Here is a 25,183-nt window from a genome sequence, read left to right as displayed (position 1 = left end):
AAAAAGGAACATCCAGCGGATGCTCCTATTTTAATGATAATATTCAGTTTGCGATGAGGTCTGTGAATAGGATACAAGTAAATTTTCTCGTTCAAATAGTTCAATAGATAAAGGAAAGATAAACCCGAATTTACTGAGTATTCTAACATTTTTACTGAATCGATCACGATCACTCTTTTCAATTGGACGATGTTGAATCGATTCAACTAAAGCAATAACCGTTTGTAAACTACTAATGACTTGCAATGCTTCATCAAGTAATCCATTATATAATGGGTTAGACTCATCATGATGACCAAGTAAATAATGATTATGAATATGCTGTAGCCGTTCATCTGATACATATTGAGGTAATAAATCGTATAGAAGTTGTTCCGTTAATTCTTCTATGTAATGTTCCATCTCAGCTGGAGCTGCACATGCAATTTTCAACGTTGCCCCTCCTTTTATAAAACAAGTTTATATACGTAGGATAACATAAATAAAAACAAAGAAGGTAAGGTAGTTATTTCCTCCTAAAAAAAGGAACTTCCGCACTTGTTGAAATCTACCATAATTCATGAAAGAAAAGGATGAGATAAGCGTGAATGTACAGAGTGAATGGGTAACAATTCCCATTACTAAGCAAGACAATCAGTTAACAATTGAAGAATATTTAAAAGAAAAGTGGCATCTTCCTAAAAAAACGCTGCATTTATTTCGAATGAATAAAAGCATCAAAATAAACGGGGAAACGCTATCGTGGAATTACGTGCTACAAGAAGGAGATAAAGCCGACCTTCATCTTTACAGTCCAGAAGAGCATACGATTAAGCCGTATCCTCTGCAGCTTGAGATTTTGTATGAAGACCCTCATGTGTTAATTATAAATAAACCGCAGGGCCTGGATACGCACCCTTCATCTCCTGAGGATACTAAGACGCTGTTAAATGCCGCTGCTTATTATTTTTCTAAGCAAGGTTTATATACAAAACCCCGACACGTTCATAGGCTTGACCGCGATACGTCAGGAGCTATTCTATTTACAAAACACCGTATTGCTAGTTCTGTATTCGACCAACTGCTTGCGCAGAGAAAAATTAAGCGATCATACGTTGCTCTTGCACATGGACTATTTGCTAGAAAACAAGGAACAATTTCAGAACCAATTGGGAAAGACCGTCATCACTCTACAAGGCGAAGAGTCTCAAAATCCGGGCAAGCTGCAGTTACTCATTTTCAAGTGTTGACACAAAATAAGTCAAAAAACGAAACGCTCGTCTCACTTATGCTTGAAAGTGGACGCACGCATCAAATTCGCGTGCATTTAAGTTTTATTGGCCATCCTTTAATCGGTGACACCTTGTATGGTGGACGCAAACAAAGTGGTCAACAGCAAGCTTTACATGCCTTTAAACTAGCCTTTTGGCACCCGTTTACAGATGAACATATTTGCATAACAGCAAAAACGAATCAAGCTCCGTTAATTCCTTACAACCAGTATTTTTAAAGATAAAACAGCTTTGTTCAACACTAAGCGTGTAGAACAAAGCTGTTTTATCTTTGCCCTGAACAAAATTTCCTCTTAACATTTCGTTACTCTTTCTGTATAATACATTCTTAGAAAACATTTGTACTTCACAGGAGGACATCATGAAAAAAATTGGGCTTTTACCACGGATTATTCTGGCCATTTTTGCCGGTGTTGTAATCGGAAGCTTTATGCCGGGATGGTTTGTTCGTATATTCGCTACGTTTAATGAAATATTTGGAAACTTTTTAGAATTTGCAATTCCTCTCATTATTCTTGCATTCATTGCTCCAGGAATCGGAGAGATTGGAAAGGGAGCAGGAAAGTATCTCGGATTAACAACTGCTCTAGCCTATGGATCCACAGCAATAGCTGGATTATTGGCTTATCTTGTTGCCCATAATTTATATCCGGTTATGTTGAATAACTCCATTCAATCCTCTGCGTTTGAAAACCCTGAGAAAGCATTATTAAAACCTTTCTTAGAGCTTGAAATTCCGGCTCCAATGGAAGTGATGACAGCACTTGTTTTAGCTTTTACTCTGGGGCTAGGCATGGCCGCTATTAAAAATGATTCATTAAAAAAAGTAATGATTGATTTCCGTTCGGTTGTGGAACTACTCATCGGTAAAGTCATTATTCCTTTATTGCCCATTCACATTCTGGGGATTTTCGCTAACATGACACAAGGTGGTCAAGTGCAAACAATTGTGAGCGTTTTTGCAAAGGTATTTTTGATGATTTTAATTCTGCATTTTGCTATTTTACTTATTCAATACAGTGTATCTGGCACGTTGATTAAGAAAAACCCGCTTGCTTTATTAAAAAATATGATGCCAGCTTATTTTACAGCACTTGGTACGCAGTCATCCGCTTCAACAATTCCCGTTACAATGGAACGTGCGAAAAAGAACGGAGTAAGCGATAAAGTAGCTGATTTTTCAATTCCATTACTAGCAACGATTCACTTGTCAGGAAGCACTATTACCATTGTTTCATGTGCAATGGCGGTACTGTACATCAATGGTACAGAAGTGGCGTTTGGGACAGTCTTACCTTTCATTTTAATGTTAGGTGTTACAATGATTGCTGCACCGGGTGTACCAGGTGGTGGCGTTATGGCTTCTTTAGGTTTACTGCAAACAATGCTAGGTTTTGATGCGACGATGGCTTCTCTCATGATTGCACTATACATGGCTCAAGACAGCTTCGGAACAGCGTGTAACGTAACTGGAGACGGAGCGATTTCACAATTAGTTGATCGCTTTACTTCTAAGAAACCCAAAGCTGAATCCATTCAAAAAGCTAGCTGAATTTGACACTAAAAAGCACAGCCTGTGAGGCTGTGCTTTTTAGCTGTTTATTCTGCTTTTGCGCTCTCTTCAATTTTAAATTGATGAATCATTTTCATTAGCCCTTCACTTAGCTCTTGAAGATGTTCAGCTGATTCAGACACGGTGGAAATAGCTCGAATTTGCTCTTCAGTCGATGCAGTAATTTCTTCTGTTCCTGCAGCTGACTGTTGCGCTATGGCAGCAATACTTTGAATCGATGCTACCACACCATCTTTATGGGTATCAATTTCTTGCATATTATTCATTACATCTTGAATGGATGTAACGACCTGTTCAATATTTTGAGCGATATCATGGAACGATTGCTCTGTAGCCGTTACAGCTCCTTCTTGCGCTACTGAAAGCTCTTTTGTGTGATCAAATTCTTGACGAGCCACGGCAACTTCTTTTTGAATACTAGCAATTGTTTGACGAACCTTCTCTGTTGCAGTAGATGACTGTTCAGCCAATTTACGTACTTCTTCCGCCACTACAGCAAACCCTTTTCCATGTTCCCCTGCTCTAGCAGCTTCAATGCTCGCATTTAACGCAAGTAAATTTGTTTGATCTGAAATATCATTAATCGTATGAATAACATATTCAATTTCTTGCATTTTATCCGTCAGTTCATTGATAACAACTTGAACTGATTCAATCGTTTTAGCAGATTGATTCGTTTGTTCACGCAGTGACTGTACTTGATGTAAGCCATGCGTATTTGCTTGAATGGCTTCATTAGTTAGCGTATTAATCTTCGTATTTTTGTCAATTACCTGCTCAATTTGAGCTGATAAACTCATCGTTTTATGGTTGGTTGAATCAGCATCAGAAGCCTGCTGCGTCGCTCCGCTTGCAATTTCATGAATCGCTCTTCCTATCTCTTCACTAGATGCCGTCGCTTCTTCTGATACTGCACTTAAATTTTCCACAGAAACCTTGACTGTTTCCACAGATTCTTGAACGGCTGCAATCAATTGGCGATTGCGCCCTACCATCACGTTGAACAAATTGGTCAGTTGACCAATTTCATCTTTAGATTTGGTTTCAATATGAACCGTTAAATCTCCCTCTGCTACTTTCGCAACTTCTTCTTTTAATCGAACGATTGGCTTTGTCATGCTTTTTGAAATAAAGAAGATTAGTAGGATTGATAATAAGACCCCAACAGCTGCGATAATCATAATGATGTTCAGAATTTGCTTGGCACTGCTGAGCATCTCATCATAAATAAAGGCGTTTCCTATTTTCCATCCCGTGTCTTCGATTGTATCAAAAGCTAAAACACGCTCTTCTCCTTTAAACTCATAGCGAATGAAGTCTTTATCCTTTGCATAAACAGCATCCATAAACTCTTCTTGTCTCAAGTTGTTTCCTGTTTCTGTAGGATGAGCCAATGCGACACCTTGTCGGTCAAATAAAAAGCCGTATCCACCATAATTCACTTCAGCTTCTGTAATCATGCTGTTTAATGCGTTCAGCTCTAAGTTCATTGCTATAACACCCAAGCGTTGATTTGTTTTGGGATCATCAATGGTTTTAGCAATAGTCACGACAGTTTTGCCAGTAGATGCATCTTCATAAGGCTCTGTATAAATAACTTCTCCAGGACTTTCAACGGCTTGTTTATACCAAGGTCTAGCAGTTGGATCATAGTCTGCATCATATTCTAGCGTCGGAACCGTGTACATTCCTTTATTTTCTGTTCCAATATACTGAAGCGCCATATTTGGATATTTTTCACTGACTTGCTGAAATTCCTTTTGAACCGTTTGCCAGCTAAAGTAGCTGTCTTTTTGTGGCTCTTTTTCTTCTTTTAGAAAATTAACCAGTACGTCGTTTTCACTATACTCAGCTACTTTACGACTATACATTTTCAAATAATTACCGATATTTGTTTTGAGCTCTCCCACGAGCGTTTGTGATTGTACCTGCACATCGTGTTCAATTTGCTTTTTCGTAAATTGATAAACAATTCCTGAAACCAGCAATAATAAGATGATGATAATCGATGTGAAGAATAAAATCATTTTGGTGCTTAATTTTTTCATGCTCTCACCCTTCTACATTACATTCATTAATTCACTGTCCTCTTTTATAACGGATACTTGTCTGAAAATGTGAAGAGTTTTAAAATACTTTTTTCTAACAATCAATTTTTCTCAAAAGAAAAAAGAGTGCTTTCCCTAAAGAAAAACACTCTTTTCACGTTAACTTTCTTGATACATCCGGCTCAATATGTACCAGCGTATCTTTAATTTGATACTCGTCGCTCATCATATGTTCTATCTTATCAGCAATTTGATGACTATTAATGACATCTAGATAAGGATCGACCTTCACCGTTACATCTAAAACAACGTGATTCCCTAGCATTCTTGCTTTAACATCGTGAACTTCATTAACTCCGTGAACTTCAGAAATAACTTCTTTATAATGCAACAACTGCTCTTGATCAAACCCGTCTGTAAGGGAATGTGTCACTTCTTTAAAGATTTCTACAGCCGTCTTACAAATGATGAGTCCAACAATGATAGCTGCTACCAAGTCAATCCACGGTAATCCAAACTGAGAGCCGACAATTCCAATAACAGCGCCAATGCTGACTAATGCATCTGATAAATTATCTTTTGCTACGGCTCGAAGCGACTGACTGTTTAGCTTATTAGCAAGCATAATGTTATAACGATAGACAAAGAACATAATAACTGCGGCTGCCAGCCCTACCCATGCAGCTAACAGATTAGGAGCTTCCACTTCTTTTAGAAAGATAGATTGTCCTGCATCAGCAAGAACTTGTAAACCAATAACCATCATAATAAATGACGCGATTAAAGAAGCGATATGCTCTGCACGCGAATGTCCATATGGATGATCATGATCTCGAGGCTTTTGAGAGATTTTCAATCCAACTAATACAGCGATTGAAGCAACAATATCCGTTACGTTATTTAAACCATCCGCTTTTAAAGCGAATGAACTAGTAATGAATGCAATGACTAACTTACAAATTGATAATGTAATATATGAGACAATGCTAACCCATGCACCTTTTTGAGCTTGTTCATAATAATTTTCCACACTGTTCGCAACCTTTCTCAACAAAATGAGCAAAACTAGTGTACCAAACGAGTTTCGTGTGGGTCTATAGAAACATTGTTGACTCTTAACACGTAAATAGATCCTATTAAACTATTTAGTTTTGTGGAAAAGAAGTTGCATTTGTGCAACTTGAAAAGAGGCTAGGCCATAACTAAATGATTCTTTCTCAAATACGAATCATGACGTCTCTATAATAGTTAGATTGTAAGAACAAATTCGTTCCATCATGCTACAGACAATCCTTCTATTCTAATAGTTTTTTAACTTATTTTCGAAACCAACAAAAATATCCGAACTACCAAAAGGATTTACCTCTCAACAGTTTGGATATCTCATCAACTGAAATAATTATGTCCCAGCCTTTCTCATTTACTTATATCCTGCTACTCATTTCCAAATCATCCGTCATAATAACCTCTACACCTTCATTGATAAGCTGAAGAAACAAATGCTTGTCGTTAACCGTATATACGCGAAGCTCTAGTCCAGACGCTTGTGCTCTTTTTCCTTCTGCTGAAAATGCATACTGAGGCTCACAGTGAAGGCCACTTGCCTGAATAGTCAAAGCTTTTTCAACCGCTTTGTTATCGATTCCTTCAAATAGAAATCCTAGTGAAATATGTGGATGTATAGACCTAACTTTCACCAAGCTTTTGTAGTTAAAAGATGAGATAATGACTTGGTTCACAAGCTCATACTCTTCTATAAGCTCTAGCACCTTTTCTTCCAGAGCTTCATACGCTATCACATCATTTTTTAACTCAATATTAAGGGTTAACTGACTCTTTGTACTAACTATCCATTCAAACACATCTCGAAGCGTAGGAATAGCCTCCTGGTGAAACGCCTTATGAAACCAAGTTCCGGCATCAAATAAAATAATTTGCTTTAAGAAAAAGTCTTGAACATAGCCGATACCATTAGTAGTTCGATTTATTTCTTCATCATGAATAACAACGACTTCTCCATCTTTTGTGAGCTGTACGTCTAATTCAATACCACTTACGTTTCTCTGCCTAGCTTCTTCAAATGCTCGCATCGTATTCTCTGGAAATTGGCTGCTAAACCCTCTATGAGCATACACCTTTGTTTTTTTGATCATACCGATTCCCCTTATTATGTAGAATAAAAGCCCGCTTGATTTTTCATAAACGGGCCTTATACCATTTCTTATTTTTGATTCGCTGCTTCAAGAGAACGATTGGTCTCTTCTGCTGCTCGATCTAAAGCTTCTTGTGGTTTAACACCCTGATATAAACTTTCCATCCCCGATACAATTTTCTGACGAGATTCTGGGAAAACAGAAATCAGCGCACCTTGTGTTGCTGGAGACGGCTTTGTCTGGCTCAATTGGTCAACCGTTACTTTTAATTGAGGATATTTCTCCCATTCCTTTTTTACAATATCTTGCTCGTATGCTTTTGGATTAATAGCAAAATACCCTGTTTCTACATGCCATTTTGCCTGAGCTTCAGGTGTTGCAAGATATTTCATAAAATCCCATGTTGCCTTTTGCGTTTCTTCACTGATTCCATTCGACATCCATAAAGAAGCTCCCCCAATAATAACACCTTGGCGATCTTCTTCTTTTGGAACTGGTAAATAGGCTACCCCCACTTCGAACGGCGCATTATCAATCAACGTTTTGACACCTGCTGATGAATCTAAGAACATCGCAACTTTCTTCGATTGGAACGCGGCTCGAATGTCATCCCAATTCTGACCTACATTATAAAAAGTACCGTCGTTATACATATCTGAAATCAGATTAAAAGCGTTTAACCCTTCTTTTCCATTAAATACTGCTTTCTCAGCGTTACCGTTGCGTCCGTTTTCATTATCAACATACAAACCGCCTTGTGCAGCTACTAGCTCTTCAAAAAACCAACCATAATTTAAAATAGAGAACCCGTACTGCGTTGTTTGATTTCCTTTTTTCTTTGTTAATTTTTCTGCTGCTTTTTGTAGCTCATCATAAGTCGTTGGTGCTTTTTCAGGATCTAACCCAGCTTCTTTAAATGCATCTTTGTTATAAACAAGAACAGGCGTTGACGAATTAAAAGGCATTGAATACTGTTCACTATCTACTTGATAGTAGCTTGAAATATTTTGTTCCCACTGAGAGGTATCATAGTTTTCTTCATCAATAAACTTCTGAACAGGCTGAATTTTCCCGCTATCAATCATATATTTTGTTCCTACTTCAAATGTTTGCATAACAGCAGGCGCATCTTTTGTGCCTGCTACCGTGTTGAATTTTGTTAATGACTCTTCATACGTTCCTTGAAACATTGGTTTTACTTCTACTTCATCCTGTGATTTATTGTAATCGTCTACCATCGTATTTAAAACTTTTTCTAAGTCACCACTCATCGCATGCCAAAAGACAACTTCTGTTTTACCATCCTCTGTTTTCTTTGTTTCTTGTACTTCAGAACCACTACTCGAGTTTGAACACGCTGCAACAAGCATTAACATACAAGCACTAAGTATTGCTAACCATTTTTTCATCACTGTCACTCCCTTATTTAATTGCACCTTGTGTAAGACCTTTTTGAAGTCGTTTTTGACCTAAGAATAGAAGTAATAATGTCGGTAAAATCACCACAACAACCGCTGCCATCACCACCCCCCAATCAGTTGAAATCTCTTGTGTTTGCATTTGCTTTAAACCAATTTGTACTGTTCGTGCCTCTTCAGTGTTGGTAACAAGAAGTGGCCACAAGTACATGTTCCAAGTCGTTAAAAAGCTATAGACTCCTAATGTAACTAAGCTCGTCTTTGAAACTGGTAGTACGACCTTCCAAAAAAATCGGAATCGACTAATTCCAGCAACTTGAGAAGCTTCATACAGTTCATGAGGGATTGTCTTAAACTGTTGTCGTAATAAAAACGTTCCAAACGCTAAAGCAAAAAACGGAATCGTTAAGCTAAGATGGCTATTTAACCAACCAAGCTTTTGAACAGTTAAAAAATTTGGAACCATCGTCGCTTCCCACGGTATCATCATCGTGGAGATAAAGAGAAAAAATAATGCTTCTCTCCCTTTAAATGAGATAAACACAAAAGCAAAAGCAGCAAGACTGGAAACAATAATCTGACCAAACATAACTGAAATGGATACGATAAAACTGTTAACTAAATAGTTTAAAAGCGGAACTCGCTCAAAGGCCGCTCTGTAATTATCGAACGTAAAGGAAGTTGGTAAAATCTTTCCTTCTAGTACTTGTGCCCCGGTCATAAAGCTGATGGAAAAAGCGTATAGAATGGGAAATACGATAATGAAAGTCGATATAATTAGCAACGTATACGTGATAAACTTTCTGATTTTGCTCATTGATAGTGAACCTTCCTTTCGCCTAGTTTAAATTGAAGGACGGTTAAAAGCAGAATGCAAAAGAATAAGATAACGGCCTGTGCACTTGCAGATCCAACATTATAATTGATAAAGGCATCTTTATAGATAGAGTACACGATTACGTTTGTTGAATCTGTCGGACCTCCTTTGGTTAAAATGTCGATTTGCCCAAAGGTTTGAAACGCGTTAATAAACGAAACGGTAATGATAAAAAAGAGTGTTGGAGATAGCATTGGAATTGTGATTTTCCTTAGTTGATACCAATAACTTACCCCTGCAATTTGTGCGTTTTCATATAGCTTTTCATCGATATTTTGCAACCCACCAAGCAAAATTAAAAATGTAAAACCAACGTTCATCCAAATGGTTGAAATCGAAACTGCAATAAGCGAAAACTTTGGATCAAGCAGCCATTGAACTCCTTGAACCCCTACCGTATTGAGGACTTTATTTATAATGCCAATGGCCGGATTGTACATAAACATCCAAATAACAGATGATGCCGCTACGCTCATACCCATTGTCGATGAAAACATCGTGCGAAAAAAGCCAATTCCTTTTAACTTTTCATTGGCGATTAAAGCTAAAAATAAAGCGATAATAATCCCAATGGGGACCGTGTATAAAACAAATAAAAAGGTAGCTTTCATACTTTGTAAGAAATTAGGGTTCGATAGTAAATTCACAAAGTTATCCACCCCTATAAACCTTATGGGAACACCTTGACTATCTGTTATAAATAGGCTTAAATACAGCGTGCGAAGCATAGGATAGAAAAGAAACACGCCAAATAAAAGGATAGACGGCAATAAGTAAATTAAGCCTTCTAACAACGATGAACGTTCTCGAGAAGCAGGCTTTTGTTGTATCACCTCAGCATTTGATAGCTTTGGTATAGCACTCATGCTAACTCCTCCTCAACCGTATGTGACGTAATATGCTTTGTATCTTGATGCACGCATTCACCGGTTTCAGAGTGAAATAAAAAGATATCTTTCGGATCAATATAAATCGGAATCTCATCACCGACAGCAATGTTCCATTGACCATTCCATCTTGCAACCCATTGTTCAGTTGAACCAACTGTAAAAGTAATTAGTGTTTCCGTTCCTAAGATTTCTACGTTTACAACCTTTACTAACAGACTTGGCTCTTCCCCTTTTGCCAGCTTCACTTTTTCTGGTCTTACCCCAACGATTAAATCTTTGTATTCCGTCATCAATTCAATAGACATGGGGTATGAAAGTGACTGGCCCTGTTCAAAGACCAGCTGATGTGAATGCACCTGTACCGTTGCTAGATTCATAGGAGGCCCTCCAATAAATGAAGCAACGAACGTATTGTTAGGTGAATTATAAATATCTAAAGGCTTTCCTACCTGTTGGATATGTCCACCGTTTAAAATCATCATGCGGTCTGCCATTGTCATAGCTTCTGTTTGATCATGTGTTACATAAATCATTGTGATACCTAGCTTGCGCTGAAGCTGCCGAATTTCGGACCTCATTTTGGCACGAAGCTTTGCATCTAGATTTGATAATGGTTCATCCATTAAACATATGGGTGCCTGCGTAACAATTGCTCGTGCTAGCGCAACACGCTGACGCTGTCCACCAGAAAGCTGTTTTGGTTTACGATTCAAAAGTTGGTCAAGCCCCAAAAGCTCAGCAGCTTCTTGACAGCGCTTTCTTTGCTCTATTTTAGATATCTTCTTTGTATGCAATCCAAAGGTGATGTTTTGTTCTACGGTTAAATGCGGATATAACGCATAATTTTGAAATACCATTGATAAGTTGCGCTGACTTGGTAACAAGCCATTTGCTTTTTCTTCTCCAATAAACAAATTTCCTTCTGTAATTTCTTCAAGTCCAGCAATCATGCGGAGCATCGTGCTTTTTCCACATCCAGATGGTCCAACCAAGACGAAAAATTCTCCTGCTTCAATGGTGACGTTGATATCGCTAATGACATTTGTTTTTTGATCATATGATTTTTTAAAATTTTGCAGTTGTACTCTCTTCATATCATCACTCCCTTTTTTACTTTACGGACCTAGACAATTATTCATGACTATTTTGTGTCTTCCATAACCAATTTCTACCTGTCGATACTGCTACTGCTCCACTTTGTAATGCTTGATCGATATGTCGTTGATTTTGAATGAGCCCTCCTGTAATGAGTGGACACGAGGTTTTTACTTTTAACTTTTCAATCATTTCGGGTATTAAAGCTGGCATAATTTCAAGAGCATCTGGCTGGATTTCTTCAACCACTTTCAGCCCGTTTGCTACCGCGTCGGTATCCACTAAAAACAAACGCTGAATAGCAATCAAACCTTCTTTTTTCGCAAGCTGGATTAGAGAACTCTTTGTTGTCACAATTCCGGTAGGCTTTACGAACTTTGCAATAAATTTGAGACCCTCTTTGTCATAACTAATTCCCTTTATCTTCTCCAAATGTAAAAACACAAAGCGGTCATGTTCCTTTAATAGCTCTACATACCTTTTAATGACGCTAATGTTACCTGTAAGAAGAAAAGCCGCTTTCACTTCTGATTCTAAAAAGAGCTCTAGACTTTTCGGCGTTTTAACGGATGCAATCATTCGATCTCTATTTAAATAAAATTCGAATTCATTTATTCTATCCATGCGTACAATCACCTCAGATAAAGTAAATAAAAAAGCCATAAAAAAACGGATAGATCTTTCATTCTATTGTTTTTTTCATGGCTTCTCTTATTCATAACCGGTTATCTATTCACTTGTCTTTCACAGTTATTATGTTAGCTTGTCTATATAAAGCCACTGTGAAGAAAGTGTATAGTTTTGTAAAGATGGAATAGATGTTTTGTAAACAAAAAAAAGAGAGTTTGGGACATAACAAAATGATTGCTTCTAAGAGACGAACACTAGCTGTTCCAATCTTTTTGGTTTGTCTGAACACGCTCGTTCCATTGCGCTACGGCCACTCGCTTTCCGCGGGGAGGAACCTGAGCTTCCTCGCTGCGCTGCGGGATCTCCGTTTTCCCTCTCTTTCCCGCAGGAGTCGAGTGTCCTACGCTCCATTCCACCCTGTTTCCAACATTGTTTTCACAACCAAAAAACCTGAACGATTAAAAGTGAGAAACTCTCAATCGTTCAGGTTTATCATTAGCTGAATTACTTATGTCCCAGCCTCTACTTTTTATAGTGCACACTCTTCAATCTCAAACCCTAAGTCTTCAATCAGCTGCCAATCTGACGTTGGCTCTTGTCCTTCTGTTGTTAAATAATCTCCAACAAAAATCGAGTTAGCCGCAAATAGCCCTAATGGTTGTAACGAGCGAAGGTTAATTTCTCGGCCGCCGGAAATACGAATTTCCTTTGTCGGATTTACAAATCTCATCATCGCTAAAATTTTTAAACACTGCATCGGAGTAAGGGATTTTTGATTCTCTAACGGTGTGCCTGGCACTGAAACTAGGAAATTACACGGAATAGAGTCTGCATCTAACCTATTTATCTCAAAAGCTATATCTACTCGCTGCTCCTCCGTCTCACCCATTCCAAAAATAGCACCTGAGCAAGGAGATAATCCGGCTTGTTTTGACTTTTGCACGGTATCAACTCGATCGTCATAACTATGTGTAGAACAAATTTCATCATAATGATCAGCGTGTGTGTTCAAGTTATGGTTGTAGCGATGTACGCCTGCATCTACTAGCCTAGAGGCTTGATCATCATTTAAAAACCCTAAACAGGCGCAAATCTTCAAATCCGTTTCTTCACGAATCTGTTTTACAGCACCAATAACGTGCTCTACTTCTCTATCCGTCGGACGACGTCCTGATGCAACAATACAGTATGTACCCGCTTTACGGCGCTTTGCTTCAAATGCACCTTCAACGATTTTTTCTTGTGTTAACCAAGCATATTTATCAATTGGTGCCTCTGAAATAATAGACTGTGAACAGTAACCACAGTCTTCCGGACACAGTCCCGACTTTGTATTAATAATCATATTTAACTTTACTTTCCGTCCATAGTAATGGTGCCTAATTTGATAAGCGGCATTCATAATGTTTAAAATTTGTTCATCTGGAACAGTTAGTATTTGATGAGCTTCTTCTTTTGTTAGGGTGTATCCTTCTTCAATAACCTGATTAGCTAGTTTTCCCCAATCCTTTATATAGGCTGCTTTCATGGCAATCCCCTCCCTCTAAATATGTTAATCTATATAAAATAAAAGTTAACATTTACCATAGATAAATGTCAACAAAATATATTAATAAGTTAACATTTAGAAGGTTGCTATGACTCTTCCAAAATGTAATCCAATAAGATAATAGCTGAGAGTGTTCATAGCTTAAGTGCTTTAAGTTAATACTAACATGCGGAACTGCAAATAATGTGTTAATTAAATAGAGTGAGGCATTTTCTGCACTTTCATTTTCGTGCCATTGAATAATAGGTGATTGAATTGATTGATTTGGATACAAATACCGCAAATTTTTTATGTGTAAAACCACTTTCTCTCAATGGTAAATAACTAACGAAATAAAAGTACTTTTTTGCTTTAAACAAAACAAGCATGATGATTTATGCGCATCATGCTTTTAATCAATTCCATATCGCTTACATTTATCATAAAAGCTTGTTTTACCAATTTCTAAGAGCTTAGCTGCTTGCTGTTTGTTTCCATTCGTACTTTTTAAAGCTTTTACGATTGCTTCTTTTTCGGCTTGTGCCACCACGTCCTTTAATGATGGGACCTCATCCTTTTCTGTCATCACTAAGCCTTTGCTTTCTTTTTTTATATCTTGATTGCCTCCTTCAAGGTCTTGAAGATATAAAGGTAAATGAGATAAGAGAATAGTTTGACCATCTAAAATATTAACAGCTCTCTCCAATACATTTTCTAATTCACGTATATTGCCAGGCCACGAATGCTTTTGTAACTGCTGTAACACCTCGTTTGATAATTTGAGATTAGGGCGATGAAAGTGCCGCTCTAGTTTTTTTAACAGCACATAAGCAATTTCAGGTAAATCTTCTTTTCGCTCGCGAAGAGGTGGGATATCAACTTTAATAACATTCAAGCGATAATATAAATCTTCTCGAAACTCACCCTTTTCCACCATTTCTTCTAAATTTCGATGGGTAGCGGCAATAATTCGCACATCAATATCGATGGTTTTTTGACCCCCAACTCGTTCTAGCTCTTTCTCTTGTACCACACGCAGCAGCTTGCTTTGCATTTGAAGAGGCATATCACCTACTTCATCTAAAAAGATTGTACCTCTATGAGCTAGCTCAAATTTTCCTTTTTTCCCTCCTCTACGAGCACCTGTAAACGCACCTTCTTCATACCCAAACAGTTCAGATTCTAAAAGTTGCTGAGGAATAGATGCACAGTTGACTCGAACAAGCGGAAAGAAGCACCGCGAACTCGCTTGGTGAATTGCGTGAGCAAATAATTCTTTCCCAGTCCCAGATTCTCCTAATAACAAAACAGCAGATTTACTGTTGGCCACTCTTTCAGCTAACTGTTTAGCCAAGAGAAACCTTTCATTGTCTCCAATAAGATCTTGAAAACTATATTTACTTTCCGATTCGTGCTCAAGTTTTTTCTTATAATAATTTAATTCTTCTAATAGAGGCTGTATTTTTTCAGAATAAGCTAGCCAATCTTTAGCATTCCGAAACATTACCGTTCCCACAGCTCCAACTAATTCATTGTCTACATATAAAGGATATCTATTTGCAATCATCTCATTCCCTTTAATAAAATGAATGCTAGCTACTTCTGCTTGGCCTGTTTGAGTCACAATATGCATTCTTGAGTTTTCAATCACTTCTTGAACAGAGCGTCCAATTGCTTGTTCAACAGTCGTATGTAAAAACTCACAGTAAGCTTTATTTATATAAAGGATTTCACCCTGAACATTTACTACAACGATCCATTCTGTTGCTACATTTAAAATCTCTTCAAACCATTTATCAGGAATTCGATTTTTATTAGCCACCATCGCTCCTCCTATGTACACGCTTCTACTATCTATTATACCAAATTCTCCTTGTACAATTGTTTTCATTCCGGAAAAACGGATTTTTTCCGGATTTGCGGAAGTAAACATCTCTCATATTCCGGTTTTTCGGAAATGAAAATTATACTTCTCTATATTTCTATTCAAATATCCAGACTTTGTTTATTATTGTCTGATTTTTAGAAGTTGGCACAAATCTTGCAAATATATTTCATTAAGTAAACGCTTACATTTTTTTAAAAAATAAAAGGAGGATTATATCGATTTAATAAAATAAAGAACGCTATAGGGGGGATTTGAAATGGAACTAGTTATTATCCTTTTATCACTTAGTCTTTTAATGTTTGTCGCATATCGCGGATTTTCAGTTATTTTATTTGCACCGATCTGTGCACTTTTTGCTGTTGTGCTAACTGAGCCAAGCTATGTATTACCTTTCTTTTCAAATATTTTTATGGAAAAGATGGTAGGATTTATCAAGCTTTATTTTCCCGTTTTCTTACTCGGGGCTATTTTTGGTAAAGTCGTTGAAATGTCAGGGTTGGCTGAAACGATTGCTAAAACAATTGTACAAGTTGTTGGTGCAAAGCGTGCAATTTTAGCTATTGTCATCATGGGAGCGGTTCTAACTTATAGTGGAGTTAGCTTATTTGTTGTTGTTTTTGCTATCTATCCATTTGCAGCGAATCTATTTCGAGAAGCCAATATTCCTAAAAGGCTTATTCCAGGAACGATTGCATTAGGTGCCTTTACGTTTACAATGGATGCTTTACCAGGTACTCCACAGATTCAAAACGTTATTCCAACTACTTTCTTCAAAACTGATATTTATGCTGCACCGATGCTCGGTATTATTGGAGCCATTTTCGTCTTACTTGTAGGGATGAAGTATTTAGAAGCTCGTCGTAAAAAAGCAGAAGCTGCTGGTGAAGGGTACTACGGCTTTGACCACGAAACCGCAGCTGCAGCTGAGAAGCTAGAAAATGATGTAACAACGGGAGAAGAAGAAACAAGTACGAAAAGTGAAAAACCAACCTTGCCTCGTCAAATCTTAGCGTTTGTACCACTCATTTTAGTAGGTGTTATGAATAAAGTATTTACAATGGCTTTGCCTGTTTGGTATCCAAATGGCTTTGATTTTACTGCCATTGGTCTTGACTCCTTTGGAAAAGTTGAGCTTTCATCTGTACTTGCTATTTGGTCAGTTCAAATGGCTCTAGTAGTAGGGATTATTGCGACACTACTGTATGATTGGAAAAAGATAAAAGTAAACTTTCAAGCAGGTCTTAACACCAGTATCAGCGGGGCATTGTTAGCTTCTATGAACACGGGTGCTGAATATGGTTTTGGAGGCGTTATTGCTGCTCTTCCAGGCTTTGGTGTTATTAGTAAAGGAATTTCCGAGACATTTACAAATCCACTTGTTAACGGTGCTGTGACTACAACAACATTGGCTGGTATAACTGGTTCTGCATCAGGCGGTATGGGAATTGCATTAAGCGCTATGTCAGAAAAGTATTTAGCGGCAATTAATCAGTTTAATATACCACCTGAAGTAATGCACCGCGTTATTTCGATGGCATCAGGCGGTATGGATACACTTCCACATAACGGTGCTGTTATTACGCTTCTTGCAGTAACAGGTTTGACTCACCGTCAAGCATATCGAGATATTTTTGCAATTACGATCATTAAAACGCTAGCGGTTTTTGTCATCATTGCACTTTACACTTTCTTCGGTATTGTTTAAGGTAAAAAGCATCCTTCTTAGTAGCAAGGATGCTTTTTTATCGACATATTTCCCTAGAAATAATGTTATTTCGCAGGAAATGTCTTATTATGACTCTTGTAAATTCTTTTCTTGTTCTAATCGTTCTAAGATGCGGCGTTTACGATAAAGCATCGTCCCTATTTCTCCAATGTCTCCAATCGCCTGCTTATTTACATAAGCACCGAAGATCATACCTGCTATAGGAATCATTTGAAAAAGCTTTTTCCATCCCCAGTTATCTCGATAAGTCGTAAATACCTCTCTCCAACCTTGAAGCTGCGATAAGCTTTGTTCTCGCTTTCCTTCTGATAGCTCTTCTAAAATTGCTCGCTTACCTACAATGTCAGAGGATAAGAACTGCATGCACTTTACCATAAACACACGCTCTTCTTGTTTTGTCGGGTCGTATCCATAGGAAACGGCTACTTCTTGTAGCGTTTTTAAAGTTAGCCCTAGTACAAACGGTACATCAATAGCCAGCGTGAAGATACCACCAATTCCAGTCGTAGCACCTTGAATTTTAGCATTTTTTTGACGTGCCTCCACAAAGGCATTTGCTAACTCATCCATTTCTTGAATAGATAACTGCTGAATATCCGTTAATGTTAAATCTTTTTCTTTTAAACGTTTAGATGCTTTTTCTAACGTAGCGGAAGTATTAGCTAAATATTGGCCTCCGTTATCAATGTACTTAGCAACCTCGTCAAGAAGCTTTTCTATTTTTTCGTGGATAAACCTAGGCGTGACTTTATCAAGCGCTGCAAAAGGTAAGCGAAGCAGCTTTTCCCAAAAGAATAGTCCCTTTTGACTTTTTTCCCACTTTTCAATCTTCTTTAATTCTTTAGCCAGCTGTTCAGTCGTTTCCACATGCTTTCCCCTTTCTACATAAAGCGCCCAGACAACTTATTTGCTGGACGCTCTCTTTTCCCTTATGCTTTTTATTTCTTTTTCACATATTTAAACATAAAGAAAATAACAATGATAACTAATAGTCCAATTCCAATCGGCTGCATATATTGAGATACAATAGGTCCAACATCTTCCCATTGTGGGCCTAACTTATAACCCAGATATACGTAAAGGGCAGTAATTGGTAACATCGCTACAAACGTGTAAATGGAAAATTGCCAAACGTTCATTTTTGCCATTCCGCAAGGAAGCGAGATGGCTGTACGTACTCCAGGAATAAAGCGACCAAAAAAGGCTACTCCTGCCCCATATTTATTAAAAAATCGATCTGCTGCATCGATTTCCTTTTCTTTTACTAGAAAATACTTTCCATATTTTAAGACAAGTGGACGCCCACCATAGCGACCAAGAGCATAAAGTGTTAATGGTCCAAACACGCCTCCAACTGTTCCCGCTAAAATAGCTAAATAAAGGTTCATGTCACCTTGATATACCCAATATCCTACGAGTGGTAAGACTAGCTCTGCTGGGACAAATTCAAACGTTAGCGCTAAGATAACGCCGAAATACGAAAGTTGCTTAAGCGCTTCTACTAGTGATAAAACAATTGTTTCTAACAAACGACTTCCTCCTTAGTTAACTTACTGCTCTATAACAAAACGTGATATTTTAAAGCTTCACAAGTCATAATTGTATATTAATCCCCTTTAATTGAAAAGTAAAAAAAGAACGAATGCTGTCAATCTAACGAATTAACGAGTCGTTCTGTAAAAAATCCCAACAAAAAACCTGAACGATTAAAAGTTATGAACTCTCAATCGTTCAGGTATAGTAAGGACTGAACTACTTATGTCTCAGTCTCCTAAATTTTAAAGTTAATTTGGATGACGCCAACTTTTCGAAGCGCATCATATAAGATGACAAGAGCTGGACCTAAAAACAGCCCCACAAACCCTAGCAATTTAAATCCAATATACAGGCTAATTAACGCAGCTAAAGGAGAAATCCCCATGTTTGTTGAAAAAACTTTTGGTTCTACAACTCTTCGAACGACGGTAATCACCCCAAATAAAATAAATAGACCAATTGCCAACGAGTCTTGACCTTGAGTTAAAGCAAATATTCCCCATGGAACTAGAACGGAACCTGTTCCTAGAATTGGTAGAATATCAACGATAACGATTAAAAGACTCAATAAAGCCGTGTACGGAACATTTAATAGCCATAGCCCAACATAAGCCATCACAAATGTTAAAAGACTCAATACAATCTGAGCTTTAATGAAGCCAACACCTGCTTGCATTAATTGCGTAATAACAATCTTTGTTTTATATTTCGTTTCATCTGTTAAAAACGATTTTACTTTTTCTTTTATGTTCGGTAGCTCTAAGCTAATGAATACTAAAGCAACTAAATAAATCAGAAATTCTAGCAGGAAGCCTGGAACGGTTGCAGCAAAGCTAATAATTAACTCAACGGTTCCTTTTAATAGTGTATCCAATGAATTAATGGTGCTTTCGATTGCGTTTTCAATGGATGAAATGACTTCTGTAGGAAGAGCGTTTGAATAATACTTCCACTTAATAATGTTAGGATAAATTGTTGTTTCATAAAGCTCTTTTACAAAAGAAGGCGTAACTTTTGAGAGAGCCACTACTTGCGTTACAATTGTACGAATAATAAAGAAACCAATTAATGTTATGGATACAACATATAATAAAAACGCTACTAATACAGCATAGATTCGACTAAACTTCAAAGAATGCTGCAACTTTTGAATAAGACCTTCTAGAACAATTGCTGTTAATAATGCAAAGACAATTGGTAAGCTATAAGGAATTAAAAAACAAGCTGCAATAATCGATACAATAATTGCTATGCGCTTCTTCCACATATGTAAATGCCTCCCACGCTTTCTTCCTAAATTCACTCACATGCCACATACTAGAGCACGCTCAGCTTGTTTATTTAAAAACATATCTGTTGTTACCTACTATAATTATAGGTTTAATTTCTTTATTAATAAAGAACTAATCAAAAAATTATCAAAAAAGCTACTTACCTGTTCATAAAAATAGAACCGGTAAGTAGCCTTATGCATTAAGCATTGTTACGAGATTAGAAGATACATTAGCTAGCTGCTTTTGCCTCTCTCGACTGTTTCATCACTTCATTAGCTTTTATAGGATTGTACTTGCCTTCAGACTTAGACATAACAATTCCTGCAATTGTGTTACCCATTAAGTTTACAACTGTACGAGCCATATCCATAATTCGGTCCACACCGGCAATGAATGCAAGACCTTCGGCTGGAATTCCAATCGTACCCAACGTTGCTAATAATACAACAAATGATGTTCCTGGAACGGCTGCCATCCCTTTTGAAGTAATCATAAGCACTAGGATTAGCGTTAGCTGTTCGACAATGGTTAAGTCAATTCCATAAACCTGTGCCAAGAAAATAGCGGCAATTGCTTGATACAGCACAGATCCATCTAAGTTAAACGTATAACCAATTGGGATAACAAACGATACAATAGCTTTTGGACATCCCATTTTTTCTAATTTGCCCATAATACGCGGTAATACCGTTTCTGAACTTGATGTGCTATATGCTAACAGCAATTCATCTTTTAAATAACGCATTAATGTAAAGATATTTACACCAGCCCATTTCGCAACCGCTCCTAAAACCACAATTAAGAAGAACAGTAAACCAGCGTGAACTAGAATAACAAGTTTCGCTAGAGACATTAATGATTCTAAACCAAACTTAGAAACAGTTACACCAATGAGAGCAAAGACCCCGATAGGAGCAACTTTCATCATCATGTTAACAACATGGAACATCGCATGAGAAACGCCGTCAAAAAATTGTAAAACAGGCTTTCCACGATCCCCAATAGCTGCTACACCTAATCCAAATAACACGGAGAAAAAGATGATGGCTAACATGTCACCTTCCACTAATGATTGGAAGAAGTTCGTTGGAACAATATGAAGGAACGTTTCTGCAACGGATTTCTCACTTTGTTCTTCACTTGTCTCTACGTACTGGTTAATATCAGTCTTTTGTGCAGATTCAATGTCCACTCCTACACCTGGTTGGAAAGCATTAGCCAATAAAACACCTATAATGATTGCAAACGTTGTGATGACTTCAAAGTAAATGATAGTCTTAGCACCTAATCGGCCTACTTGCTTGCCGTTACCAGCGCCCGCAATACCAACAATTAAGCTTGAGATAACAATTGGAATAACAATCATTTTAATCAGGCGTAAGAATAAGTCGCCCAGAGGCTGTAAATACGTTGCTACTCTTGGATCATTAAACCAAATAACACCAACTAGAATACCTAAAATTAAACCAACAAAAATTTGTGTTGCCATGCCAAACCGCAATTTTTTCATATGTGCTCTCCTCTCTGTTGTAAAGCGATTTTATTTTTTCTGAAAATTAAAAAAAGACCATTCTAAAAGAAAGAATGGTCGACAAAAAGACAATGTTCTTTCTCTCAATAAGCAGACGAGGTTAACTGTCGGATTCGGGTTTGAGAGTACCCTACTTTCACTCAGGAAAGATTCACCCCAAGGCATATGATATACCAAATTTGTGGTTCCCCCGCTCTAATGTAGACTAAGCTTCTTATTAAATTATTTTTCTGAAATATTATACAGAATTAATATTTTATTCAATAAGAATAATTTATCTGTTTTTCGAAAGCTTGTCAATTTATTTTTATGACTCAAAACTTTTTAACTATATAAATGCCAAAATATAAAACAGCCTTGGCTCTAAATGTAACCAAGGCTGTTTTAGCATTCTTAAAAGAATACAAGATAAATAGCAACTGCTAATACAATACGATAAATAGCAAAAGGTACCAATTTTATTCGATTAATTAATTTTAAGAAAAAGCGAATGGAAACAAGCGCTACAATGAAAGCACTAATAAAACCAGCAATGAAAAAAGGCAATGCATCAATTGTGAAATACTGCCAATTTTTGATTAATGATAACCCACTAGCTCCTGCCATGATAGGAACAGCCATAATAAAAGTAAAGTCAGAAGCTGCTCGGTGGCTCATACCCAAAAGTACCCCACCTGAAATCGTAGCACCAGAGCGTGAAAACCCTGGCCATAGAGCGATACATTGAAATAATCCAACACCAATTGCTTGACGATAAGTCATTTGATCTACCGTTTCTGTTTTTGGAATTCTTGAAGCAAAGCGGTCTGCAATAATCATTAAAATTGCTCCTGCAATTAAGCTGACTAACACCGTGTTCAACGAGAACAAATGCTTGTCAATAAAATCTTCAAATAAGAATCCTAATACAGCTGCCGGAAGCAAACCAACGATAACTTGAGAAAGTTTTAATCGATTTGTTACCTGTTCATATTTCTCATTTTTACGATTTAACCCTAATAGATTAATAAAACGATTTCTAAACAAAACAACAACGGCTAGGATCGAGCCTAATTGAATGACAATCTTAAATGTATTAGCAACCTCTGGTGAAAATAGCTCTTTTGAATTCAGCCATAAATCATCTACAATAATCATGTGTCCGGTCGATGATACAGGCGCAAATTCAGTTAGACCTTCTACAATTCCTAAAATAATCGCAACAATAATTTCCCACATTTTTACTCTACCTTTCAAGATTACATAATTTTTTCATCTTCATAGCAAACGTGAATATTCGCTTTTTATCATAATTGTTTGCTGATAAAAACACAATCTTTATTTGAAGAACAAAAAAAGCCCAGTTTGGGCTTTTTTATGGACAATCTTATTTACTATATGATTTAACTTGTTTTGAGTGAACTACTTTACCTTTTAGATTATATAAGCTAAGAAGATAACCGCCCATAGCCCCAGCGATTGCTGGTACTAACCAACCAAATCCTGTGTTATACAATGGCAAAGTCTTTACAAGTTCCCCCCAAGCACCTAAGTTTAACCCTGACTGAAGACAAGCGTCCGTTACGCTTACAATTCCAACGAATAAAATAGATAAAGCATATACACCTTGCTTTCCTTTGATTAAAGAATTCGTTAATGATAGAACAATTAGCATAATAGCAACAGGGTAAATAGCTGTTAAAACTGGAACTGAAATTTTTAGAATCATGGTTAATCCTAAGTTTGCAACAAGTAAACTAAATACGGCAATTGTACTAACCCAAACCTTATATGATACTTTCGGTACTAATTGCTCAAAATACTGACTGCATGAGGTTAATAATCCAACAGAAGTTGTTAAACAAGCTAGCGTAAATACAACTCCTAATAGAACAGCTCCGAACGGTCCAAAAAGCGTAAATACAATGTTCGTTAACGTTATTGCTCCATTTGCTGCATTGGCATGACTAACAGATCCTAAATATGCCAGCATAAGATAAATAATAGCTAGCAACGTTCCTGCAATTACTCCTGCACGAATGGATGATGACATAATACTTTTCGCACTAGTCATTCCTTTTTGCTTCAAAGCCATTGCAATGACAATTCCAAAGTTTAGCGCAGCGATTGTATCCATGGTCGCATAACCATCGGTAAATCCAGTAGCGAATGCTTTTGTGACATAATTACCTGCAGGTTGACCAGCCGGCTCAAAAGGATAAGAAAGGGCACGAATAAAAATAAGTGAAATAAGAACTAATAAAACTGGCGTTAATACTTTTCCAAAGCGGTCAACAAGCTTTGAAGGCTTTAAAGCTAACCAGTAAGCAAGTGCAAAATAACAAAACGTATATCCAAACAGCGCGGCTTTTACATTTACTCCTTCAGGTAAAAAAGGCTGTACGCCCATTTCAAATGCTAAGCTTCCTGCTCGTGGGATTCCTAAAAAAGGTCCAATTGCTAAGTAAATCATGACCGTAAATACAACGGCGAAAACTGGGTGGACTCGGTTTGCTAATGAATGAAGACCATTTGATTTTGCTACAGCAATGACACCCAGGATTGGTAGCCCCACAGCCGATAAAATGAAGCCTGTAACAGCTGGCCACAATTCACTTCCAGCAGACTGTCCTAAAAATGGAGGGAAAATTAAGTTTCCTGCTCCAAAAAATAATGAGAATAGCATTAAACTAATAAACAGTGTATCTTTTCTTGATAAAGCATTCATGTGAGTTCCTCCTAGATTGTTTGTATTTCTGATTTTTCTGTCTAATGTCAATATCACTTTCCACTCGAATCACTCCTTTTTATACACAAAAAAATCCCGTCCCTAAAAAGGGACGAGATATAATTCTCGCGTTACCACCCTCGTTCTGCTAAAAACAGCAGCACTCGCCAACGTACGTGTTCATACGTGTTCCTTCTAACGGTGGACGTCCGAATATACTTACTATAAGGCTTCAGCATATTTTCTCAGAGATGATTTTCAGCTAGGAACTGTACGCTAACTTTCAGCAAACGTTAGCTCTCTGGGGAACAGTTTTCATAACCTACTCGTTCTCTTCAACGAATTTATAAGGTGTTTTAATTGAATAAAAATATTTTAACAAAACTTTTAAGATTTGTATACAAAAATTAAAATATTTTATCAATTATATTTTTTCCCATTAATAGTCAGTCTATAAAATGAAACTTCTAGCTAATTCGTTCGTATATACTACTATATTACTTAATAGGAGGCTCTTATACATGAGCGGAAATGTACGTGTTATGAAATGGCTAACGGCTGGGTATGAAGCATTTTTAGGTATTCCTCTAATTGGTGGTGCATTCATCATAAGCTTTTCATGGGGACCTTTAGTATTTGCTTTTTTCCTGCATGCAATTGCTCTATTTTTATCTCATAAAGAAGGTCGTTCAGCTTACGGAAATATTTTGGGGATGGTGACATCATTTGTCGGCGTAATCCCAGTTGTGGGAATGGTTATGCATATTATTACCGCTATTGTTATTGCATTTGAAGCAGCAAAAAGATAAATAACCGCTTGCATTTTTCCCTAATGATGGTAGAATGAAGTCGTCAATTAAATGATTTTCTACTAGGGGTGTCTGATTACACAGACTGAGAGAAGAGTTATTGTGCTCTTTAACCCTCTGAACCTGATTTGGGTTATACCAACGTAGGGAAGTAGTCTTGAAAGAACGGTGTTTTATGCTGTTTTCTTTTTTGTCTATTCCATCGGGCTCTTACATAGAGCCCGATTTT

General features: G+C 37.3%; 21 protein-coding genes, 1 pseudogene, 2 riboswitches and 1 other annotated feature. Of the genes and pseudogenes, 4 read left to right on the top strand and 18 right to left on the bottom strand.

All coding sequences use genetic code 11. From position 1 onward, the window contains the following. Nucleotides 1-30 precede the first annotated feature (30 nt). Complete coding sequence (locus A2U94_RS07275) at nt 31-432, bottom strand: DUF5365 family protein (RefSeq protein ID WP_025908490.1); 402 nt, start codon at nt 430-432, stop codon at nt 31-33. A gap of 151 nt (nt 433-583) precedes the next feature. On the opposite strand from A2U94_RS07275, the gene A2U94_RS07270 reads away from it, so the two are divergent. Next, nucleotides 584-1,489 (top strand): RluA family pseudouridine synthase, encoded by a 906-nt coding sequence (locus A2U94_RS07270; protein ID WP_062686556.1) that lies wholly within the window; start codon nt 584-586, stop codon nt 1,487-1,489. 143 nt (nt 1,490-1,632) lie between these two features. Next, on the top strand, nt 1,633-2,823 hold the full coding sequence (locus tag A2U94_RS07265; protein ID WP_025908488.1) for a dicarboxylate/amino acid:cation symporter: 1,191 nt from the start codon (nt 1,633-1,635) through the stop codon (nt 2,821-2,823). Between the two features lie 47 nt (nt 2,824-2,870). Here A2U94_RS07265 and A2U94_RS22295 read toward each other — a convergent pair whose 3' ends face one another. The 11 genes and pseudogenes from A2U94_RS22295 to A2U94_RS07210 form a co-directional block, all read right to left on the bottom strand. Next, nucleotides 2,871-3,839, bottom strand: coding sequence for a methyl-accepting chemotaxis protein (locus tag A2U94_RS22295; protein WP_502686066.1), 969 nt, complete (start codon nt 3,837-3,839; stop codon nt 2,871-2,873). Next, nucleotides 3,834-4,871, bottom strand: a pseudogene (locus tag A2U94_RS22290) (cache domain-containing protein); the annotation flags it as partial. The gene A2U94_RS22295 and the pseudogene A2U94_RS22290, both read right to left, overlap by 6 nt. A 175-nt stretch (nt 4,872-5,046) precedes the next feature. Continuing rightward, complete coding sequence (locus A2U94_RS07255) at nt 5,047-5,922, bottom strand: cation diffusion facilitator family transporter (RefSeq protein ID WP_025908484.1); 876 nt, start codon at nt 5,920-5,922, stop codon at nt 5,047-5,049. A 394-nt stretch (nt 5,923-6,316) separates the two neighbouring features. Further along, nucleotides 6,317-7,045, bottom strand: a complete 729-nt coding sequence (locus A2U94_RS07250; RefSeq protein WP_061784705.1) for a glycerophosphodiester phosphodiesterase — start codon at nt 7,043-7,045, stop codon at nt 6,317-6,319. Between the two features lie 68 nt (nt 7,046-7,113). Further along, nucleotides 7,114-8,454 carry an ABC transporter substrate-binding protein gene (locus A2U94_RS07245; protein WP_062686553.1) on the bottom strand — a complete coding sequence of 447 codons (1,341 nt, stop codon included), beginning with the start codon at nt 8,452-8,454 and terminating at the stop codon, nt 7,114-7,116. A gap of 13 nt (nt 8,455-8,467) precedes the next feature. Then, nucleotides 8,468-9,280 (bottom strand): carbohydrate ABC transporter permease, encoded by an 813-nt coding sequence (locus A2U94_RS07240; RefSeq protein ID WP_061784707.1) that lies wholly within the window; start codon nt 9,278-9,280, stop codon nt 8,468-8,470. Next, on the bottom strand, nt 9,277-10,206 hold the full coding sequence (locus tag A2U94_RS07235) for a carbohydrate ABC transporter permease (protein WP_025908480.1): 930 nt from the start codon (nt 10,204-10,206) through the stop codon (nt 9,277-9,279). Before A2U94_RS07235 ends, A2U94_RS07240 begins: the two co-directional genes overlap by 4 nt. Continuing rightward, entirely contained in the window at nt 10,203-11,324 is a 1,122-nt protein-coding gene (locus tag A2U94_RS07230; RefSeq protein ID WP_025908479.1) for an ABC transporter ATP-binding protein, read from the bottom strand. The genes A2U94_RS07235 and A2U94_RS07230 overlap by 4 nt, the downstream gene beginning before the upstream one ends. Before the next feature lie 37 nt (nt 11,325-11,361). Then, nucleotides 11,362-11,949: a glycerol-3-phosphate responsive antiterminator gene (locus A2U94_RS07225; RefSeq protein WP_025908478.1), complete on the bottom strand. Its 588-nt coding sequence runs from the start codon at nt 11,947-11,949 to the stop codon at nt 11,362-11,364. Between the two features lie 535 nt (nt 11,950-12,484). After that, nucleotides 12,485-13,483: a biotin synthase BioB gene (gene bioB, locus A2U94_RS07220; RefSeq protein ID WP_062686551.1), complete on the bottom strand. Its 999-nt coding sequence runs from the start codon at nt 13,481-13,483 to the stop codon at nt 12,485-12,487. A 412-nt stretch (nt 13,484-13,895) separates the two neighbouring features. Continuing rightward, nucleotides 13,896-15,308 carry a sigma-54 interaction domain-containing protein gene (locus A2U94_RS07210; RefSeq protein ID WP_025908475.1) on the bottom strand — a complete coding sequence of 471 codons (1,413 nt, stop codon included), beginning with the start codon at nt 15,306-15,308 and terminating at the stop codon, nt 13,896-13,898. Nucleotides 15,309-15,627: 319 nt separating this feature from the next. Between A2U94_RS07210 and A2U94_RS07205 the strand changes: the two genes are divergently transcribed. Next, nucleotides 15,628-17,076, top strand: a complete 1,449-nt coding sequence (locus A2U94_RS07205) for a GntP family permease (RefSeq protein ID WP_062954497.1) — start codon at nt 15,628-15,630, stop codon at nt 17,074-17,076. 87 nt (nt 17,077-17,163) lie between these two features. Here the strand turns inward: A2U94_RS07205 and A2U94_RS07200 are convergent, their stop codons facing one another. The 6 genes from A2U94_RS07200 to brnQ all read right to left on the bottom strand — a co-directional run bounded on the left by A2U94_RS07200 (nt 17,164) and on the right by brnQ (nt 24,145). Beyond that, nucleotides 17,164-17,964, bottom strand: a complete 801-nt coding sequence (locus A2U94_RS07200) for an EcsC family protein (protein WP_025908473.1) — start codon at nt 17,962-17,964, stop codon at nt 17,164-17,166. Nucleotides 17,965-18,035: 71 nt separating this feature from the next. Beyond that, nucleotides 18,036-18,626 carry a DedA family protein gene (locus A2U94_RS07195; protein WP_062686546.1) on the bottom strand — a complete coding sequence of 197 codons (591 nt, stop codon included), beginning with the start codon at nt 18,624-18,626 and terminating at the stop codon, nt 18,036-18,038. Between the two features lie 242 nt (nt 18,627-18,868). Beyond that, on the bottom strand, nt 18,869-19,900 hold the full coding sequence (ytvI, locus tag A2U94_RS07190) for a sporulation integral membrane protein YtvI (RefSeq protein WP_025908472.1): 1,032 nt from the start codon (nt 19,898-19,900) through the stop codon (nt 18,869-18,871). Nucleotides 19,901-20,136: 236 nt separating this feature from the next. Continuing rightward, the gene (gene gltT, locus A2U94_RS07185; RefSeq protein ID WP_062954495.1) at nt 20,137-21,417 is read right to left on the bottom strand and encodes a glutamate/proton symporter GltT; all 1,281 of its coding nucleotides are present in this window, start codon (nt 21,415-21,417) and stop codon (nt 20,137-20,139) included. Between the two features lie 96 nt (nt 21,418-21,513). Beyond that, nucleotides 21,514-21,660: riboswitch (cyclic di-AMP (ydaO/yuaA leader) on the bottom strand. Between the two features lie 171 nt (nt 21,661-21,831). Further along, entirely contained in the window at nt 21,832-22,656 is an 825-nt protein-coding gene (locus A2U94_RS07180) for an undecaprenyl-diphosphate phosphatase (protein ID WP_025908470.1), read from the bottom strand. Nucleotides 22,657-22,804: 148 nt separating this feature from the next. After that, nucleotides 22,805-24,145, bottom strand: coding sequence for a branched-chain amino acid transport system II carrier protein (gene brnQ / locus A2U94_RS07175; protein ID WP_025908469.1), 1,341 nt, complete (start codon nt 24,143-24,145; stop codon nt 22,805-22,807). 105 nt (nt 24,146-24,250) lie between these two features. Beyond that, nucleotides 24,251-24,493: a binding site (T-box leader), on the bottom strand. Nucleotides 24,494-24,666: 173 nt separating this feature from the next. On the opposite strand from brnQ, the gene A2U94_RS07170 reads away from it, so the two are divergent. Next, a complete protein-coding gene (locus tag A2U94_RS07170) occupies nt 24,667-24,954 on the top strand; it encodes a hypothetical protein (RefSeq protein ID WP_025908468.1) in 288 nt (95 codons plus the stop codon). 54 nt (nt 24,955-25,008) lie between these two features. Further along, a riboswitch (TPP riboswitch) is annotated at nt 25,009-25,121 on the top strand. The last annotated feature ends 62 nt before the right edge of the window (nt 25,122-25,183 follow it).

The sequence above is a fragment of the Bacillus sp. VT 712 genome (assembly GCF_001614195.1).
GTDB classification, from domain to species: Bacteria; Bacillota; Bacilli; order Bacillales; family Bacillaceae_H; genus Priestia; species Priestia flexa.
This window is presented reverse-complemented; position numbering and strand designations above follow the sequence as displayed.